Below are 15,536 nucleotides of genomic sequence, written 5' to 3'. Positions count from 1 at the left end.
ACACTAGGCCACATGCAGGCCCGGGGGTTAAGCAAAAGGAGGGTGCGGTCCTGTCTTTCGCTTGCGGGCCTGCATGCTGGCCGAGGCGGAACCTAGGCATACAAGCTGGCGCGAAGCTGGATGCGGTCACGTTACGTGAAGTTACGTTCCGATCGCTAATTTAATAATCAATCCAAGCCCTGTAACCGCAAGAACGCCTCCCACCCAGAGGGCGACGAACCACAGGAGCTTCCTGGCGGTCGAGGTCTCCGGCATCAGTGATAGCCCTCTTCCGGATCGATTTTGCCGCGGAACACCCAATAGGCATAAACGGTATAGCCGAGGATCATCGGGATCAGCACCATTGCGCCGACCAGCAGGAAGGACAGGCTCTCTTCGGGCGCCGCCGCCTGCCAGATCGTCAGCGAGGCCGGCACGATATAGGGGTAAAAGCTGATGCCGATGCCGGCGAAGCCGAGCACGAAAAGGCCGAGCGCCGCAAGGAAGGGGCGCGAATCGTGCTCGGTTCTCAGACCGTGCACCAGAAGCGTAAAGCAGCCGAGCACGAGGAGCGGCACGAGCAGGCTGAAGATCAAGGTCGGCCAGCCGAACCAGCGCTCGAAGTAAAGCGGCTCGAGGAAGGGTGTCCACAGACTGAAGATACCCATCGCCGCAAGCGTTCCCACACCGGCCTTCAAGGCATGGCTGCGCGCACGGGCGGCAAGGTCACCGCTGGTCTTCATCACCAGCCAGGTGGCACCAAGCAATGCATAGCCGATGACGAGCGCAAGGCCGGTCGCAATGGAAAAGGGTGTGAGCCAGTCCCACCAGCCACCGGCATAGGCACGGTTTTCCACGGGAATGCCCTGGACCAGCGCGCCGAGCGCCACGCCCTGCGTGAAGGCAGCGACCATGGAGCCGCCAGCAAAGGCGATGTCCCAGAGGAATTCGCCGCGCTTGGTACGCCAGCGATATTCGAAGGCGACGCCGCGGAAAATGAGGCCGAGCAGCATGAGGATCAGCGGCATGTAGAGTGCCGGCAGGATGGTGGCATAGGCGAGCGGAAACACCGCCATCAGCCCGCCGCCGCCCAGCACCAGCCAGGTTTCGTTACCATCCCAGACGGGCGCCACGGAGTTCATCATCACGTCGCGATCGTGTTTCTCCTTGAAGAACGGAAAGAGGATGCCGACGCCGAGATCGAAACCGTCGAGAATGACATAGGCGAGCACGGCAAAGGCGATGATGGCCGCCCACATGAAGGGAAGATCAAGCGCCATGGTGGTGGCTCCCGTTGCTGAGTGCGGCGGCCGGCGTGATGCCGGTGGAACGGAGCGGCCCTTCGGCAAGGTCGGGCATCGGATCGCGCGGCAGCCGGCCCATCAGGCGCAAAATGTAGAATGTGCCAGCGCCGAAAACGAGGAAATAGACGATGATGAAGGCAATCAGCGAGGTTGCCACGGCCGGTGCATCGATAGGCGCGACGGACTGGGCCGTCAGCAGGTGGCCATAGACCGTGTAGGGCTGGCGGCCGACTTCCGTCGTCACCCATCCGGCAAGCACGGCGACGAAACCGGCAGGCCCCATGGCGATGGCGGCGCGGTGCAGCCAGCGGTTCTCGCCGAGCGTGCCGCGCCAGCGACACCAGAGCGACCAGAGTCCAAGGCCAAGCATCGCAAAGCCGATGGCCACCATGATGCGGAAGGACCAAAAGACAACGGCGACGGGCGGTTGCAGTTCTCTCGACACCGTATCGAGCCCGGCAAGCGGCGCATTCAGATCGTGCTTCAAAATGAGACTCGATAGTTTCGGGATTTCGATGGCGTAGTCGACCCGCTGCTCGGCAGAATTCGGAATGCCGAAGAGGATGAGCGGCGCGCCGTCGGGGTGGCTCTGGTAGTGCCCCTCCATCGCCATGACCTTGACCGGCTGGTGCTCCAGCGTGTTGAGCCCGTGCATGTCTCCGGCAAAGATCTGAATGGGTGCGACGATGGCCGCCATCCACATGGCCATGGAGAACATCTTTTTCGCCCGCTTCGGCGCATCGCCGCGCAGCAGATGATACGCGCCGACCGCGCCGACGACGAGAGCGGTGGTGAGATAGGCGGCCAGCACCATGTGCACGAGGCGATAGGGGAAGGACGGGTTGAAGATCACTGCCCACCAATCGGTCGGAACGAACTGTCCCACCTCGTTCACGGAAAAGCCGGCCGGCGTCTGCATCCACGAATTGGCGGCAAGGATCCAGGTGGCAGAGATCAGCGTGCCCAGGGCGACCATCAGCGTGGCGAAGAAGTGGAGCTTCGGGCCGACGCGGTTGAGGCCGAACAGCATGACACCGAGGAAGCCCGCTTCCAGGAAGAACGCCGTCATCACCTCATAGCCCATCAAGGGGCCGATGACCGGTCCGGCCTTGTCAGAAAAGACGCTCCAGTTCGTGCCAAACTGATAGGACATGACGATGCCCGACACGACACCCATGCCAAAGGCGAGCGCAAAAATCGTCTTCCAGAAATTGAAGAGCGCGAAATAGACCTCGTCCTTCGTCCAGAGCCACAGACCTTCCAACACGGCGAGATAGCTCGCAAGCCCGATCGAGAAGGCCGGAAAGACGATGTGGAAGGAAACGGTAAAGGCAAACTGGAAGCGGGCAAGCAGCGTTGCGTCCAACTGTTCGAACATAGGCCACGTCCTTTCATCAGGCGGTCGCCGGCCTTCTCAAGCCCGCGGCCGCCGCAAAGGATGCGGCTTCTAACAGATAAAAGTCAATTCGGCGCACACGCCCACGTTGCCGCACCGCGACAATCGCCCGCGTGCGGCATTTCGCTCGGCCACACGGTAACAAAAAACCTCCGCCGGGGGGAACGGCGGAGGTTTGACAGGCCGGTCTTCAGGCCCGAGGCAGAGAGGGGACGCCTCGCAACAGACCTGGCCTATGGCCGCGGGTCGTCGCGGTTAGTGGCGCGGTGCGGCGTCGCCGTAGCGGTTGGCAGCCGGATCGACGTAATCGACTTTGCCCTGCGGACCGCTGTTGCTGATCGAAGCCGTGGTGGTCTGGTCGATAACCGGCTTGCCGGCGTTCGGGCCATACTGCTGAACATCGGTGCGGCCGAAATTCGGGTTCTCAGCGAAGGCGGCGCCAGCGGAAAGCGACAGGGCGGCGATGGCGATTGCAAACTTGTTCATGGTCTTAACCTTTCGAATTTGGGAGGATCAGCCGACCGGAGCTGCCGGTCGGCGAAGGGCCTATGTGAGGCGTCGATTAACGGCCGGCGTAGGGAGCGCCGTCGCCGTAGCGGGTCGAGGACGAAAGCGCGACTTCCTGGTTGTCAGCGGAAGCTGCATCCTTGTGCGACTTGATCGATGCGGTGATCGACTGGTCGACAGCCGGCTGGCTGGCCTGGAGGTCCGTGCGGCCGAAGTTGGGGTTCTCAGCGAAGGCGGCGCCAGCGGAAAGCGACAGGGCGGCGATGGCGATTGCAAACTTGTTCATGGTCTTAACCTTTCAGATTTGGGAGGATCAGCCGACCGGAGCTGCCGGTCGGCGAAGGGCCTGTGTGAGGCGTCGATTAACGGCCGGCGTAGGGAGCGCCGTCGCCGTAGCGGGTCGAGGACGAAAGCGCGACTTCCTGGTTGTCAGCGGAAGCTGCATCCTTGTGCGACTTGATCGATGCGGTGATCGACTGGTCGACAGCCGGCTGGCTGGCCTGGAGGTCCGTGCGGCCGAAGTTGGGGTTTTCAGCGAAGGCGGCACCGGCGGAAAGCGACAGGGCGGCGATGGCGATTGCGAACTTGTTCATGGTCTTAACCTTTCGAATTGGGAGGATTAGCCGACCGGACCTGCCGGTCGGCGATGGGCCTGTGTGAGGCCTTGATTAACGGTTTGCGTAGGGAGCGGCGTCGCCGTAGCGGAGAACCGACGCGCTGTCCTTGCTGACGGCGCGCTCTGCGGCGTTGCCGGACTTGATCGATGCCGTGGTGGTGTGATCGACGGCGACCTGGCGGCCCTGCGGGAAGTCGTTGGCGCCGAAGTTGGGGTTTTCGGCGAAAGCGGCACCGGCAGAGAGCGACAGGGCGGCGATGGCGATTGCGAACTTGTTCATGGTCTTACTCTTTCCTATCTGATGGGGAGCGGTCGGCCTTCCGGCGCGCTCCGGGCTTGTTTCTGACGTTTTGCTCAGCGGCTTGCGTAGGGAGCGCCGTCGCCGTAGCGATTGGCAGCAGGGTCGATGTGATCGACGACGCCGTCGGTTGCGGCCGGGCGTGCCATATGCCCAACCGAAGAAGTGACCGTCTGGTCGGTAATTGACTGGCCGGCTTTCGGGCCTGACGTGAAGACATCGGTGCGTCCTGCATAGGGATTTTCCGCGAAGGCGGATCCGGCCGTAAGGGCGAGCAGGGCGGTGGCAACAACGAGCTTCTTCATGGTGGTATTTCCTTTTGTTCTTGCGATGCTCTCCAAGAGGTTGCCCCTGAAGACACCTTTGATATGGACCCTCATTAAATGGTACGCAAGTTTGAGGGCGGTAAACTAATTGTCAATGAAACGTTGACGATCAAAGCGCCATTTTGAACGGCGCCAAGGCGCACGCAAAAGCGCCCGGCGACGGGTATCAAACCGCCCGGACAATCAGACCATCTCTTTGATTTTTAATATTTTTATGCGCCGCCGATCACCTTGAGACGCGGGTATTTATCCCTCGTCAAGAATTGTGGCACAGGAAGGCCAAGCGGCAATTTCAAGGTTTTGCAACTCGCGATCGATCACATCCGCGTGCTTTTTCACGGGCACCGAAGGCAGGTTTCGTGGGCGGACGGGTCATGAAAAATGACGAAAAGGTGGCGAAACGGCCCGCCACCCCTTGCAAGCGGCACCGGATTCGCGATGCACAAACCCGGTCCCTTGCAAAAAATCGGTCAAGCGGCCCGAAGATAGTGCTCGGCAAGCTCCGTCCAGAAGGCCGCGCCGACCGGAAGCAGGTCGTCATTGAAGTTATAGCCGGGGTGATGCAGCGATTTGTCGTTTTCGCCGCTCCGGCCGCCCAGGAAGAAATAGGTGCCGGGGCGTTCCTTCAGCATATAGGCGAAATCCTCGCTGCCCATGAAGGGGCGTTCGAGGTCGACCACCTTGTCGGCGCCGGCGAAACGGATCGCCAGGTCGCGCACGAGATCGGTCTCGGCCTTGTGGTTGATGGTCGCGTCGTAGAAGCGCTGGTAGTTGACCGTGGCGCTCATGCCGTAGCTTTCGGCCTGCCGCTCCGCAATGAGACGGATGCGGCGCTCCAGCTCGTCGCGCACGCCCGGATCGAAGGAACGGATGCCGAGCACGATCTCCGCGCGGCTCGGGATGATGTTGCTCGCCGAGCCCGAATGGAATGAACCGACCGTCACGACCGTCGGGTCGAGCGGGTGGATGTTGCGCGAGACGATGGTTTGCAGCGCCATGACGATGGAAGCGCCGCAGACGATCGGGTCCAGCGTCTCCTGCGGCTCGGCCCCGTGCCCGCCGACGCCGTTGACCGTGATGCGCGCCTCGTCGACCGCCGCCATGATCGGGCCTTCGCGCAGCGCGAACTGGCCGAAGGGCAGATTCGGCTCGTTGTGCAGCCCGAAGACGGCATCGCAGGGGAAGCGGTCGAACAGCCCCTCCTCGACCATAATCCTGGCACCGCCGAAATTTTCCTCGGCCGGCTGGAAGATCAGATGCACGGTGCCGTCGAAATTGCGCCGTTCGGCAATTGCCTTGGCCGCGCCCAGAAGCATGGTTGTGTGACCATCATGGCCACAGGCATGCATCTTGCCGGGCGTCTTGCTGGCATAGGGCAAACCCGTCTCCTCGAAGATCGGCAGAGCATCGATATCGGCGCGGATGCCGATGGACTTGCGACCGGTGCCGTTCACGAGCGTGGCGACGAGGCCTGTCGTCGCGAGACCGCGCGTCACTTTATATCCATAGCTTTCCAGATGGCGCGCAATGACGTCGGAGGTGCGGAACTCCTCGAGACCGAGCTCGGGATGTTCGTGCAGGTCGCGGCGGATCGCCACCATTTCGGGCATGGAATTTTGAAGAGACGTATGAATGGACATATCAGGCACCACGTGAAGGGATTTTGCTTTCGAAATAGCGGAAGGCCACGACCAGAATGGCGGTGAGGCAGAGATAGATGAGCGCGAGCAGCAGCAGCGGCTCATAGGTCAGATAGGTCGCCTGCCGCACTTTGGAGATGACGGCATAGACGTCGATCACGGTAATTGTTGCGACCAGCGGCGTCGATTTCAGCTGCAGCACGGTTTCGCCGTTCAACGTCGGCAGCGCACGATAGACGGCACGTGGCAGCCAGATGCGGCGGAACATGGTAAAGGGGCTCATGCCATAGGCGCGCGCAGCCTCCAGTTCGCCCGGTGGCACGCCGGCAAAGGCGCCGCGCATCACCTCACCCTCATAGGCGGCGAAGGAAATGGTCAATGCCGCCACGCCATAGGGCCAGGCTTCACGCAGATAGGGCCAGAGGAACGAACTGCGGAGACCGGGGAACTGCGGAAACAGCGAACCCAGGCCATAATAGAGCAGCCAGAGCTGAAGCAGCAGCGGCGTGCCGCGGATGATGGTGCAGAACCCTTTGGCCAGCATTTTCAACGGCCACGGCCCCGTCACCTGCACGAGGCCGATCGGCACGGCGAGAAAGAAGCCGAGGATCGAGGTGGCAAACAGCATCAGCAGCGTCACGCCGACGCCATAGGCCAGCGCACCGGAATATTTTGGCACCCATTCCCAGCGCATGAACCAGATGACGCAGAACACGAAGATCGCGGCGATCACCATCAGCACGATACGGTGCGGCTTGAAGAAGCTCTGCTTACTGGGCAGTTCGGTCAGCGCCATCGCCGAAACGGTTTGCTCCGTCATCACGCCGTCCTCGTCATGCCGCGCCGGTAGTGGCGCTCGATGAAGCCGATCAGAACGTTGGATACGAGCGTGATCATCAGATAGAGCACGCCCGCCGCGCAGAAGAAAAGAAGGTAGGCCTTGGTGCTGCCCGCCGCCTGGCGCGTCACCAATGTAAGTTCGGAGAAGCCGACGACCGCGAGCAGCGCCGTATCCTTCGTGGCGATGAGCCAGAGATTGGAGAGGCCGGGAATGGCGTGCGGCAGCATGGCCGGTAATGTGATGCGGCGCATGATCTGGGTGGGCGACATGCCGTAGGCGCGCGCCGCCTCGATCTGCCCGGCCGGCACAGCCTTGATCGCGCCGCGGATGACCTCGGTGGAATAGGCGCCCTGCACGACGCCTATTACGAAGATGCCGGCGGCAAGGCCGCTGATATCGACCTGTCCCCAGCCGAGAGCAGCGGAGATCTGGTTCAGTACATCCGTGCCGGCGTAATAGAGAATGAGAATGAGCACGAGTTCGGGCACAGCACGCACGAGCGTCGTGTAGACCTCTAGCAGGTCCCTGGTGACAGGGCCGCCATAAAGCTTGCCCATGGCACCGCCCGTGCCGAGGATGAGGCCCAGCCCATAGCCGCCGATGGCGATCTGGATGGAGTTCCAGAGCCCTGCCAGCATCACGCCACCCCATCCGGGCGGCTCGAGGGCAAGCAGGCTCCAGTTGATCAGCGATCCGGCATCAGCCATGAGATTTTCAGTCCGTTCGAAGGGAAAGGCCGGCGGCAAAAGCCGCCGGCATCAGGCAGACGCGCGATCAGCCGCCGTAGATGTCGAAGTTGAAGTACTTCTTGGAGAATTCGTCATAGGTACCATTGGCGCGGATCGCCTTGATGGCCGCATTGATCTTGTCCTTCAGCTCCGTCTCACCCTTGCGCAGGCCGACGCCGACGCCGAGGCCGAGGATTTCCGGATCATCCTTCACAGTGCCCTTCATGTCGCAGCAGGCCGAACCCTGCTCGGTCTTCAGGAAGTCGCCGAGCGCAATCGAGTCGGCCTGGACGGCGTCGATACGGCCGGCGGCGAGGTCGTTGTTGGCCTCATCCTGCGTCTGGTATTCCTTGACCGTCGCACCGGCGGGCGCGAAATACTTGTTGGCATAGACCTGGTGGATGGTCGCGACCTGCACGCCGAGCGTCTTGCCGGCAAGACCTTCCGGCGTCGCGTCGAACTTCGCATCCTTGGCGCCAATGATGCCCGGAGGCGAGTTGTAGTACTTGTCGGAGAAGTCGATCGTCTGCAGACGTTCCGCCGTGATCGACATGGAGCCGATGATCATGTCGATCTTGCTGGTGGTCAGCGCCGGGATGATGCCGTCCCAGGCGACGGGCGTGATGACGCAGTCGAGCTTCGCTTCCGCGCAGATCGCCTTCATGAAGTCCACTTCCCAGCCTTCCCAGTTGCCCGAGGCGTCCGGCGAGGTGAAGGGCGGATAGGGCTCGGCGGCAAAACCGACGCGGACCTGCTCGGCCGCGGCGCCCGAAATGGCCGAAAGGCCGATTACGGCGGCAAGGGCGATTGTCTTCAAGGCACTCTTCATGATTTTCCCTCTGTTGGTTTTTTTGCTTCTCAGTGGATGGAGCTGATGAACTTCTTCAGCCGCTCCGATTTCGGTGCGCCGAAAATCTCGTCCGGCGGGCCCTGCTCCTCGATGACGCCGTTCGCCAGGAACACGACGTGGCTCGCCACGTTGCGCGCGAACTTCATCTCGTGCGTGACGAGGATCATGGTGCGCTTTTCCTTGGCGAGATCGCCGATGACGGTCAGCACCTCGCCCACCAGTTCCGGGTCGAGCGCGGAGGTGGGCTCGTCGAACAGCATGACATGGGGCTGGATAGCGAGCGCACGCGCAATCGCCGCGCGCTGCTGCTGGCCGCCGGAAAGGAAGGCCGGATAGGCATCGCGCTTCTCGTGAAGACCGACGCGGCGCAGCAGCGTTTCGGCCCGCTCGATCGCTTCGTCCTTCCTGACGCCGAGCACATGCACCGGCGCCTCGATGACGTTTTCGAGGATCGTCATATGCTGCCACAGATTGAAGCTCTGGAAGACCATGCCGAGGCGCGAGCGCAGGCGCTGCACCTGCTTGCGGTCCGAAGGCATCATGCCGCCGTGACCGTCGCTCTTCATGCCGATCGTCTCGCCATGAATGGTCACCGTGCCGGCGCTCGGCAACTCCAGCATATTTATGCAGCGAAGGAAGGTCGACTTGCCCGAGCCCGATCCGCCGATGATGGCGATGACGTCGCCCTCATGCGCGGTGAGCGATACGCCCTTGAGAACCTCGAGCGGTCCGAAGCGCTTGTGCAGTTGCGTGACCGCGATAGCCTCGGCGCGTTCCGTCATCGTGGAGAGATCTCCAGCGCACGGAAAATCGATGCATGACACATGCCAAATTCCCCTGTTTTTCAGCGTTCCCGCGGGCATCTTCGGCCCGTCGTTTCGTCCTGTGGATTGCATCGTGGCACTTGTTAAGAAATTGTTCAAGCGTATAATAGCGTCGTCGCTGACTTTTCTGGCAGCACCAGCCTTCGATCAAAAATTCCTTGGGAGTATTGAATGACCGCCTACGGTTCGCAGGAAATGTCGGCCCCTCTGATGCGCGTTCTCATGCGCCGCCCCGGTTCCAGCCTCGCGGCCGCCGATCCCGCCAAGTGGCACTACGGCCCGACCTTCGATGGCGCGCGCGCCGTGCACCAGTACAAGGCCTTTGCGGACATGGTGGAGAAATCCGGCACCGAGATCATCTGGCTGGAGGACGACGGCGACGGCTTGGCCGATGCCATGTTTACCCATGACCCCTCGCTGATGTCCGACCATGGCGCCATCCTGCTGCGTATGGGCAAGCCGCTGCGCGTGGCCGAAACCGCACTGCACGAAAAAGCCTATGCCGAGCGCCAGATCCCGATCCTCGGCCGCATCGAGGGCACCGGCACCGTCGAAGGCGGCGACTGCATCTGGCTCGACGCCAAGACGCTGGTCATCGGCCGCGGCGTGCGCACCAACCAGGAAGGCATCGACCAGATTTCCGCGATCCTGGCACCCCACGGCGTGACGGTTCTCGCCTATGACCTGCCGCTCTGGCAGGGTGAAGAGGCTTGCCTGCATCTGATGAGCGTCATGAGCCCGCTGGCCGACAATCTCGCGCTGGTCTTCGCGCCACTCCTGCCTGCCGCCTTCTACCAGCTCCTGAAGAAGCGCGGCGTGACGCTGATCGAAGCGCCGGCCGACGAATTTCACGCCAGCAACGGCCTGTCGCTCAACGTGCTGCCGACGAAGCCCTACGAGGTCATCATGGTGGAAGGCTTCCCGGCCACGAAGGCAGCCATGGAAGCGGCCGGCTGCACCGTGCAGACCTTCGAGGCCGATGCGCTGTGCATCGCCTGCGAGGGCGGCCCGACCTGCCTGACGCGGCCGGTGCTGCGCCGCGCGGCTTAAAGCAGTTCCAGCAAAAGTGTGCGCGGTTTTGCGTCCGGAACTGCGTAGAAACTAGAGGAGACCATATGGCCCGCCGGACCTTCCATCGCGCCCCCGAGGCCGAACGCCGTCACGATCTGATCGAGGCAACGCTCGACTGCATCGCGGAATACGGGCTGGAAGGCGCGACGGTCCGGCAGATCGCCATCAAGGCAGGCGTCACCGCGGGCCTGATCCGGCACTATTTCCAGTCGAAGGAGCATATCCTTCAGGAAGCTTACCGCGTCGTCATCGCCCGGCTGACCGAGAAGGCCGAGCGGGTGTCGGGCGACGCGGAAACGCGGCTGCGCGACTTCATCATCATCAACCTGACGGAGCCGGTCGCCAACAGCCATAGCCTGTCACTCTGGGCCTCGTTCATCAGCCGGGTCAGCGTCGATCCGGAACTGGCCGCGATCCACCGTGAAGGTTACCTCAGCTTCCGCGACACGCTGGAACACCTGCTTGCCGATTTCCTCGCCGTTCGCGGCGCGGAGTCCTCGCCGGAACGCTGCCGCAGGCTGGCGATCGCCATCAACGGCCTGCTCGACGGTCTCTGGCTGGAAGGCTGCCTGGCCGGCGAACTGTTCGGCGACAGCGAACTGGTCGAGATCGCCCTGACCTCGATCGAAACCTTGCTTGGATTACGCCTGAGATCGGTCGACGCCCCCTCGTCTGGTCATTAAACCCCCTTTAAATTTTCAAATGCGGAGAACGGCCATGCGCTATGCGTCCATCACAGACCGGCTTCAGAACCTCGGTTCGGAAAAATGGGCGATCCACGCCGAGGCGCGACGCATGAAGCGCGAGGGCAAGGCAATCATCGAGCTCACCATCGGCGAGCCCGACGTGCCGCCGGATCCCGCCCTGCTGGCCGAGGCCGTGCGCGCCATGCATGCCGGCCGCTACCGCTATTCCAACGGCCGCGGCGAGCCCTCTGTCGTCGATGCCCTCGTGCGCAAATACCAGAAGCGCCGCAGCGATGTGACCGCCGAAAACGTGCTGTGTTTCCCCGGCACTCAGACCGCGCTTTTCGCCGTCATGCTCGGCCTCGTCGAGGCGGGCGATGCCGTGCTCGTTGGCGATCCGCTCTATGCCACCTATGAAGGCGTCATCCGCGCGACGGGCGCGGTGCAGGTCCCCGTGCCGCTGCGCCCGGAAAACGGTTTTCACATGAAGGCCGCCGACCTTGAGGCCGCCATCACGCCCGAAAGCCGCGTGTTGCTGCTCAACACGCCGCACAATCCAACGGGCGCCGTCTTGACCGCCCAGGAAATCGCCGAGATCGGCGCCGTCTGCCGCAAGCACGACCTCTGGATCGTCTGCGACGAGGTCTACGAACAGCTCGTCTTCGGTGCAGCCTTCGCATCGCCCTTCGACAATGCCGATCTCGCCGAGCGCACCATCGTCGTGTCCTCCATCTCAAAATCCCATGCCGCGCCCGGTTTCCGCAGCGGCTGGACAGTCGGCCCAAAAGAGTTCTGCACGCGCCTGCTTGCCGTGTCCGAGACCATGTTGTTCGGCGGTCAGCCTTTCATCGCTGACATGACGGCTTACGCGCTCGACAATCCGATCTCGACCGCCGCCACCATGCGCCGGACCTACCAGGCCCGTTCCACCCGATTCGCCGAAGCGCTGTCGCGCGCGCCCGGCCTGACGCCGCTTTCGCCGGAAGCCGGCATGTTCATCGTCGTCGACGTGTCCGGAACAGGCATGAGCGGCGAGGATTTCGCTTGGGCGCTCTTGCGCGAGGAAGAGGTCGCGGTGATGCCCGGTTCCTCCTTCGGCGTCGAGGCGGAGGGCTTCGTCCGCCTCAGCCTGACCGTGCCGGATGCCGATATCGACGAGGCCTGCCGACGCATCGCCGCACTCGCCGCCCGATCCACCCTGCCGAAGGAGCGCCGCGCATGACCACCAAAACCGTAGGCGAAGTTCTCGTCGATCTCTTGGAGGCCAACGGCGTCGAGGTCGTGTTCGGCATTCCCGGCGTTCACACCGTCGAACTTTATCGTGGCCTTGCCGCCTCGAAAATCCGCCACATCACGCCGCGCCACGAACAGGGCGCCGGCTTCATGGCGGACGGTTATGCCCGCGTCTCCGGCAAGCCGGGCGTCGCGCTCGTCATCACCGGCCCCGGCCTCACCAACACGATCACCGCGATGGCGCAGGCCCGGCAGGATTCCGTGCCGATGCTTGTCATCTCGGGTGTCAACAAGCGCGATTCGCTCGGTCATGGCCGCGGCCTCTTGCATGAACTGCCTGACCAGCAGGGCATGATGAAGACGCTGGCGCTCTATTCGCACACGCTGCTCAACCCTGCCGACCTGTCGCTTGTTGTCGAGCGCGCCTTTGCCGTGCTGCTTTCCGGCCGCCCCGGCCCTGTCCATATCGAAATCCCGACGGACGTGATGGCAAAGCCGATCGAGACGGGGAACTTCCCCGCCGCCGTCGCGACGCGCCCGCGCGCCGATGCCGAAACGCTGCAACGCGCGGCCATCCTCTGCACCAATGCCTCGCGCCCCGTCATCCTCGCCGGCGGCGGCGCGATCACGGCGGAGGAGGAAATCCGGGGGCTTGCCGAGCGCATCGGCGCGCCCGTCGTCACCACGGTCAACGCGCGCGGCATGCTAGCCGGCCATCCGCTCTGCGTGCCGGCCAGCCCCAGCATGAAATCCGTGCGCCGCCTGCTGTCCGAGGCCGACCTCGTCGTCGCCTTCGGCACGGAATTCGGACCGACCGACTACGACATCAATGTCGATGGCGGTTTCCCGCGGCTGCGCTCGCTGATCCGCATCGATATCGACGCCGCCCAGCTTGCCCGCACGCCGCAATCGGGCCTCTCGATCTTCTCCAGCGCCAAGACGGCGGCGGCCGGCATGCTCGGCTTTCTCGAAGGCCACAAGGTCATCAGCAACGGTGCCGCCCGCGCCGAGACGGCGCGAAAAGGCTCCTGGGCCGAACTGACGCCGAAGATGCAGGCGGAAGTCGGCGTCATCGACGCGATCTACCGCACGCTGCCCAAGGCGATCATCGTCGGCGACTCAACCCAGGCCGTCTATGCCGGCAACTATTATTGCGCGGCACCGCGGCCGCGCAGCTGGTTCAATGCCGCGACCGGCTATGGCGCCCTCGGCTTCGCCCCGCCGGCCGCCATCGGCGCGGCGCTGGCCGAACCCGATGCGCCGATCATCTGCCTCGTCGGCGACGGCGGCCTGCAATTCTCGTTGTCGGAAATCGGCTCGGCCGCCGATGCAGGCGCCCGCGTGATCTTCCTCGTCTGGAACAATGACGGCTACCAGGAGATCGAGAACTATATGGTCGATGCTGGTATCACGCCGGAGGGCGTCAAACCCTCCGCACCCGATTTCATCGCTATAGGCAAAGCCTACAGCGTGCCCTCCGAGCCCATCGCAGACGTCAGGGACCTGCCGGCCGCGCTGGAGCGGGCGGCCGGTCGCAATGGTCCGAGCCTGCTCGAAATCCACCAGACCAAAACCAGGGGTGCGACCGCCTGATTCGGCCGCATACAATTCCTGCGGGTTTTCGTCGCTGCAACCTGTGGCGGCCGGCTCTTTGCAAATCGTCGTTTATTTGTCATGGATGCCCGGCCGTTGCCTTATCCTGCGCTGACGGTCAAAAACGGACCGGGTAGAGGGTTGACGGAACAGCAGATATTCCCAGGGCAGGCGTACGAAAAGCCGTCCGCCGGCATTCACCCCCCCAATCCCACGCTTCTACGGCGCGCGCTCGACTGGGTGCCGCTCCATGACCTCATGGCCGCCCATGTCGATTTTTCCGGACGATTCGATCGCGCGGTAAAGCGCCTCGATGCAGAGGGTGGCCATGCCTTGCCTGCCGCACAGGCGCATTTCCATTTCTTCGATGCCCTTCTCTTTTCCGTCGATCCCAAGGCCATCACGACGCGCCTGCTCGATTATGTCGTGGACAACGGTCATATCCGCTGGATCGGCACACATTTCCTCGATGGAGGCGACTGGCGTGCCATTCTTGCTCCAGTGAGCAAATCATACTCCCATGCGGAGATCGTCGAGCTTTGCAAGTACCGGAGAAACTTCCAGGAAGGGCCGCGCTACAAACGATATGCCGAACGGATCGCCAAGGGAGAAACGGTCCACCGCAACCGCATAGCACTCGACACGGCCGACAAGCTCGACGGCTATTTTGAATACTATCTCGCCCTGATCTCCGATATCGAAAAGAACGGTATCGTGCCGCATTCCGATCTCGGCCTGCGCGGCCAGACCGGCCGTCGGCACCGCTGGACACGCACATTCTGGCAGGATTTCGCAGAACGCGACATCGGTGTTGCGATCGATGCGGATGGCCGGCTCGTTCGTCACACCAACGGCAAGCACCGCATGGCGGTGGCGCTCGCACTCGGTCTGCCGCGTATTCCTGTCGAAATCCGCATGGTGCACGCGCGCTGGCTGCAGCGCCAATCCGAGACGCTCGGCCTGTCACCAAAGGATGCGCTTCTCGCAACACTGGAAGACGCCCGCGCCAACGGCTGGCCGGCAACGTAAAAGGCCCGGCGGAAACCGGGCCTTTCTTGAAAATCGTGGCTCACGAGCCTCAGGCGGCCGGGCGGCTCTTCAGGAGGTCGCGGATTTCCGTCAGCAGCTGGACATCCTCCGGCGGCGGTGCGGGCTCGGCGGCACCGGCTTCCTTTTCCTTCTCCAGCGATGCGCGCATGCGGTTCACGCCCTTGATCATCAGGAAGATGATCCACGCGAGGATGAGGAAGTTGATGAGAACGGTGATGAAATTGCCGTAGGCGAAGACGGCGCCCTGTTCACGGGCGGCAGCCAGCGACGTCGCCGTCACATTGCTCGACAGCGCGATGAAGTAGTTGGAAAAGTCGAAACCGCCCCCGGTCAGCGCACCGACGATCGGCATGACAAGGTCGTTGACGATGGATTCGACGATCTTGTTGAAGGCTGCACCGATGATAACACCCACCGCAAGGTCCATGACATTGCCGCGGGCGATGAACGCCTTGAACTCGTTGAGCATAAGCCTCTCCTTTTGCTGCGACGCAAAAGCAAAGTAGTGCAGTTTTTCGTGGGAGGAAACTGCGATCCATCAATATTGAGAGGTTTATCCGCGACGTCTTTCCATCTCAGACCTTCGATGCAATT

At 62.7% G+C, this 15,536-nt stretch carries 18 protein-coding genes; 5 read left to right on the top strand and 13 right to left on the bottom strand.

Annotated features, from left to right (window positions below; translation table 11 throughout):
* Nucleotides 1-254 precede the first annotated feature (254 nt).
* From cydB to D0Y60_RS06485, 12 genes are all read right to left on the bottom strand, one after another.
* Nucleotides 255-1,259, bottom strand: a complete 1,005-nt coding sequence (cydB, locus tag D0Y60_RS06540) for a cytochrome d ubiquinol oxidase subunit II (protein ID WP_117367968.1) — start codon at nt 1,257-1,259, stop codon at nt 255-257.
* Entirely contained in the window at nt 1,249-2,661 is a 1,413-nt protein-coding gene (locus D0Y60_RS06535; RefSeq protein ID WP_117367966.1) for a cytochrome ubiquinol oxidase subunit I, read from the bottom strand. The genes cydB and D0Y60_RS06535 overlap by 11 nt, the downstream gene beginning before the upstream one ends.
* A 273-nt stretch (nt 2,662-2,934) precedes the next feature.
* On the bottom strand, nt 2,935-3,165 hold the full coding sequence (locus D0Y60_RS06530; protein ID WP_117367964.1) for a hypothetical protein: 231 nt from the start codon (nt 3,163-3,165) through the stop codon (nt 2,935-2,937).
* A 76-nt stretch (nt 3,166-3,241) separates the two neighbouring features.
* Nucleotides 3,242-3,472 carry a hypothetical protein gene (locus D0Y60_RS06525; RefSeq protein ID WP_117367962.1) on the bottom strand — a complete coding sequence of 77 codons (231 nt, stop codon included), beginning with the start codon at nt 3,470-3,472 and terminating at the stop codon, nt 3,242-3,244.
* 76 nt (nt 3,473-3,548) lie between these two features.
* Nucleotides 3,549-3,779, bottom strand: coding sequence for a hypothetical protein (locus D0Y60_RS06520; protein ID WP_117367962.1), 231 nt, complete (start codon nt 3,777-3,779; stop codon nt 3,549-3,551).
* A gap of 75 nt (nt 3,780-3,854) precedes the next feature.
* Nucleotides 3,855-4,082 (bottom strand): DUF680 domain-containing protein, encoded by a 228-nt coding sequence (locus tag D0Y60_RS06515; RefSeq protein ID WP_117367960.1) that lies wholly within the window; start codon nt 4,080-4,082, stop codon nt 3,855-3,857.
* Between the two features lie 74 nt (nt 4,083-4,156).
* On the bottom strand, nt 4,157-4,405 hold the full coding sequence (locus D0Y60_RS06510) for a hypothetical protein (protein ID WP_117367958.1): 249 nt from the start codon (nt 4,403-4,405) through the stop codon (nt 4,157-4,159).
* Nucleotides 4,406-4,896: 491 nt separating this feature from the next.
* Complete coding sequence (locus tag D0Y60_RS06505; RefSeq protein ID WP_117367956.1) at nt 4,897-6,066, bottom strand: M20 aminoacylase family protein; 1,170 nt, start codon at nt 6,064-6,066, stop codon at nt 4,897-4,899.
* A gap of 1 nt (nt 6,067) precedes the next feature.
* Nucleotides 6,068-6,886, bottom strand: coding sequence for an ABC transporter permease subunit (locus D0Y60_RS06500; RefSeq protein WP_117367954.1), 819 nt, complete (start codon nt 6,884-6,886; stop codon nt 6,068-6,070).
* Entirely contained in the window at nt 6,886-7,614 is a 729-nt protein-coding gene (locus D0Y60_RS06495; protein WP_117367952.1) for an ABC transporter permease, read from the bottom strand. Before D0Y60_RS06495 ends, D0Y60_RS06500 begins: the two co-directional genes overlap by 1 nt.
* Before the next feature lie 67 nt (nt 7,615-7,681).
* A complete protein-coding gene (locus D0Y60_RS06490) occupies nt 7,682-8,464 on the bottom strand; it encodes a transporter substrate-binding domain-containing protein (RefSeq protein WP_117367950.1) in 783 nt (260 codons plus the stop codon).
* A gap of 29 nt (nt 8,465-8,493) precedes the next feature.
* Nucleotides 8,494-9,267 carry an ATP-binding cassette domain-containing protein gene (locus D0Y60_RS06485; protein WP_117367948.1) on the bottom strand — a complete coding sequence of 258 codons (774 nt, stop codon included), beginning with the start codon at nt 9,265-9,267 and terminating at the stop codon, nt 8,494-8,496.
* Between the two features lie 213 nt (nt 9,268-9,480).
* Here D0Y60_RS06485 and D0Y60_RS06475 point away from each other — a divergent pair, with 213 nt between their 5' ends.
* The 5 genes from D0Y60_RS06475 to D0Y60_RS06455 all read left to right on the top strand — a co-directional run bounded on the left by D0Y60_RS06475 (nt 9,481) and on the right by D0Y60_RS06455 (nt 14,921).
* Nucleotides 9,481-10,359: an arginine deiminase family protein gene (locus D0Y60_RS06475; protein ID WP_117367944.1), complete on the top strand. Its 879-nt coding sequence runs from the start codon at nt 9,481-9,483 to the stop codon at nt 10,357-10,359.
* 65 nt (nt 10,360-10,424) lie between these two features.
* Nucleotides 10,425-11,063, top strand: a complete 639-nt coding sequence (locus D0Y60_RS06470) for a TetR family transcriptional regulator C-terminal domain-containing protein (RefSeq protein ID WP_117367942.1) — start codon at nt 10,425-10,427, stop codon at nt 11,061-11,063.
* 34 nt (nt 11,064-11,097) lie between these two features.
* Nucleotides 11,098-12,288: a pyridoxal phosphate-dependent aminotransferase gene (locus tag D0Y60_RS06465; protein ID WP_117367940.1), complete on the top strand. Its 1,191-nt coding sequence runs from the start codon at nt 11,098-11,100 to the stop codon at nt 12,286-12,288.
* Nucleotides 12,285-13,892, top strand: coding sequence for a 5-guanidino-2-oxopentanoate decarboxylase (locus D0Y60_RS06460; protein ID WP_117367938.1), 1,608 nt, complete (start codon nt 12,285-12,287; stop codon nt 13,890-13,892). Before D0Y60_RS06465 ends, D0Y60_RS06460 begins: the two co-directional genes overlap by 4 nt.
* Before the next feature lie 141 nt (nt 13,893-14,033).
* Nucleotides 14,034-14,921, top strand: coding sequence for a hypothetical protein (locus D0Y60_RS06455; protein ID WP_147324497.1), 888 nt, complete (start codon nt 14,034-14,036; stop codon nt 14,919-14,921).
* A 49-nt stretch (nt 14,922-14,970) separates the two neighbouring features.
* On the opposite strand, the gene mscL is transcribed toward D0Y60_RS06455, so the two are convergent.
* Entirely contained in the window at nt 14,971-15,411 is a 441-nt protein-coding gene (mscL, locus tag D0Y60_RS06450) for a large conductance mechanosensitive channel protein MscL (protein ID WP_117367934.1), read from the bottom strand.
* Nucleotides 15,412-15,536: the final 125 nt, after the last annotated feature.

The sequence above is a fragment of the Shinella sp. WSJ-2 genome, from assembly GCF_003432075.1.
Taxonomy (GTDB): domain Bacteria; phylum Pseudomonadota; class Alphaproteobacteria; order Rhizobiales; family Rhizobiaceae; genus Shinella.
Note: the sequence above shows the minus strand (reverse complement) of the source record. Positions and strands in the feature narration are given on the sequence as shown.

Coding starts and splice junctions, on each gene's coding strand:
- cydB (WP_117367968.1), bottom strand. CDS start 1,259: ATGGCGCTTGATCTTCCCTTCATGTGGGCGGCCATCATCGCCTTTGCC.
- D0Y60_RS06535 (WP_117367966.1), bottom strand. CDS start 2,661: ATGTTCGAACAGTTGGACGCAACGCTGCTTGCCCGCTTCCAGTTTGCC.
- D0Y60_RS06530 (WP_117367964.1), bottom strand. CDS start 3,165: ATGAACAAGTTTGCAATCGCCATCGCCGCCCTGTCGCTTTCCGCTGGC.
- D0Y60_RS06525 (WP_117367962.1), bottom strand. CDS start 3,472: ATGAACAAGTTTGCAATCGCCATCGCCGCCCTGTCGCTTTCCGCTGGC.
- D0Y60_RS06520 (WP_117367962.1), bottom strand. CDS start 3,779: ATGAACAAGTTCGCAATCGCCATCGCCGCCCTGTCGCTTTCCGCCGGT.
- D0Y60_RS06515 (WP_117367960.1), bottom strand. CDS start 4,082: ATGAACAAGTTCGCAATCGCCATCGCCGCCCTGTCGCTCTCTGCCGGT.
- D0Y60_RS06510 (WP_117367958.1), bottom strand. CDS start 4,405: ATGAAGAAGCTCGTTGTTGCCACCGCCCTGCTCGCCCTTACGGCCGGA.
- D0Y60_RS06505 (WP_117367956.1), bottom strand. CDS start 6,066: ATGTCCATTCATACGTCTCTTCAAAATTCCATGCCCGAAATGGTGGCG.
- D0Y60_RS06500 (WP_117367954.1), bottom strand. CDS start 6,886: ATGACGGAGCAAACCGTTTCGGCGATGGCGCTGACCGAACTGCCCAGT.
- D0Y60_RS06495 (WP_117367952.1), bottom strand. CDS start 7,614: ATGGCTGATGCCGGATCGCTGATCAACTGGAGCCTGCTTGCCCTCGAG.
- D0Y60_RS06490 (WP_117367950.1), bottom strand. CDS start 8,464: ATGAAGAGTGCCTTGAAGACAATCGCCCTTGCCGCCGTAATCGGCCTT.
- D0Y60_RS06485 (WP_117367948.1), bottom strand. CDS start 9,267: ATGACGGAACGCGCCGAGGCTATCGCGGTCACGCAACTGCACAAGCGC.
- D0Y60_RS06475 (WP_117367944.1), top strand. CDS start 9,481: ATGACCGCCTACGGTTCGCAGGAAATGTCGGCCCCTCTGATGCGCGTT.
- D0Y60_RS06470 (WP_117367942.1), top strand. CDS start 10,425: ATGGCCCGCCGGACCTTCCATCGCGCCCCCGAGGCCGAACGCCGTCAC.
- D0Y60_RS06465 (WP_117367940.1), top strand. CDS start 11,098: ATGCGCTATGCGTCCATCACAGACCGGCTTCAGAACCTCGGTTCGGAA.
- D0Y60_RS06460 (WP_117367938.1), top strand. CDS start 12,285: ATGACCACCAAAACCGTAGGCGAAGTTCTCGTCGATCTCTTGGAGGCC.
- mscL (WP_117367934.1), bottom strand. CDS start 15,411: ATGCTCAACGAGTTCAAGGCGTTCATCGCCCGCGGCAATGTCATGGAC.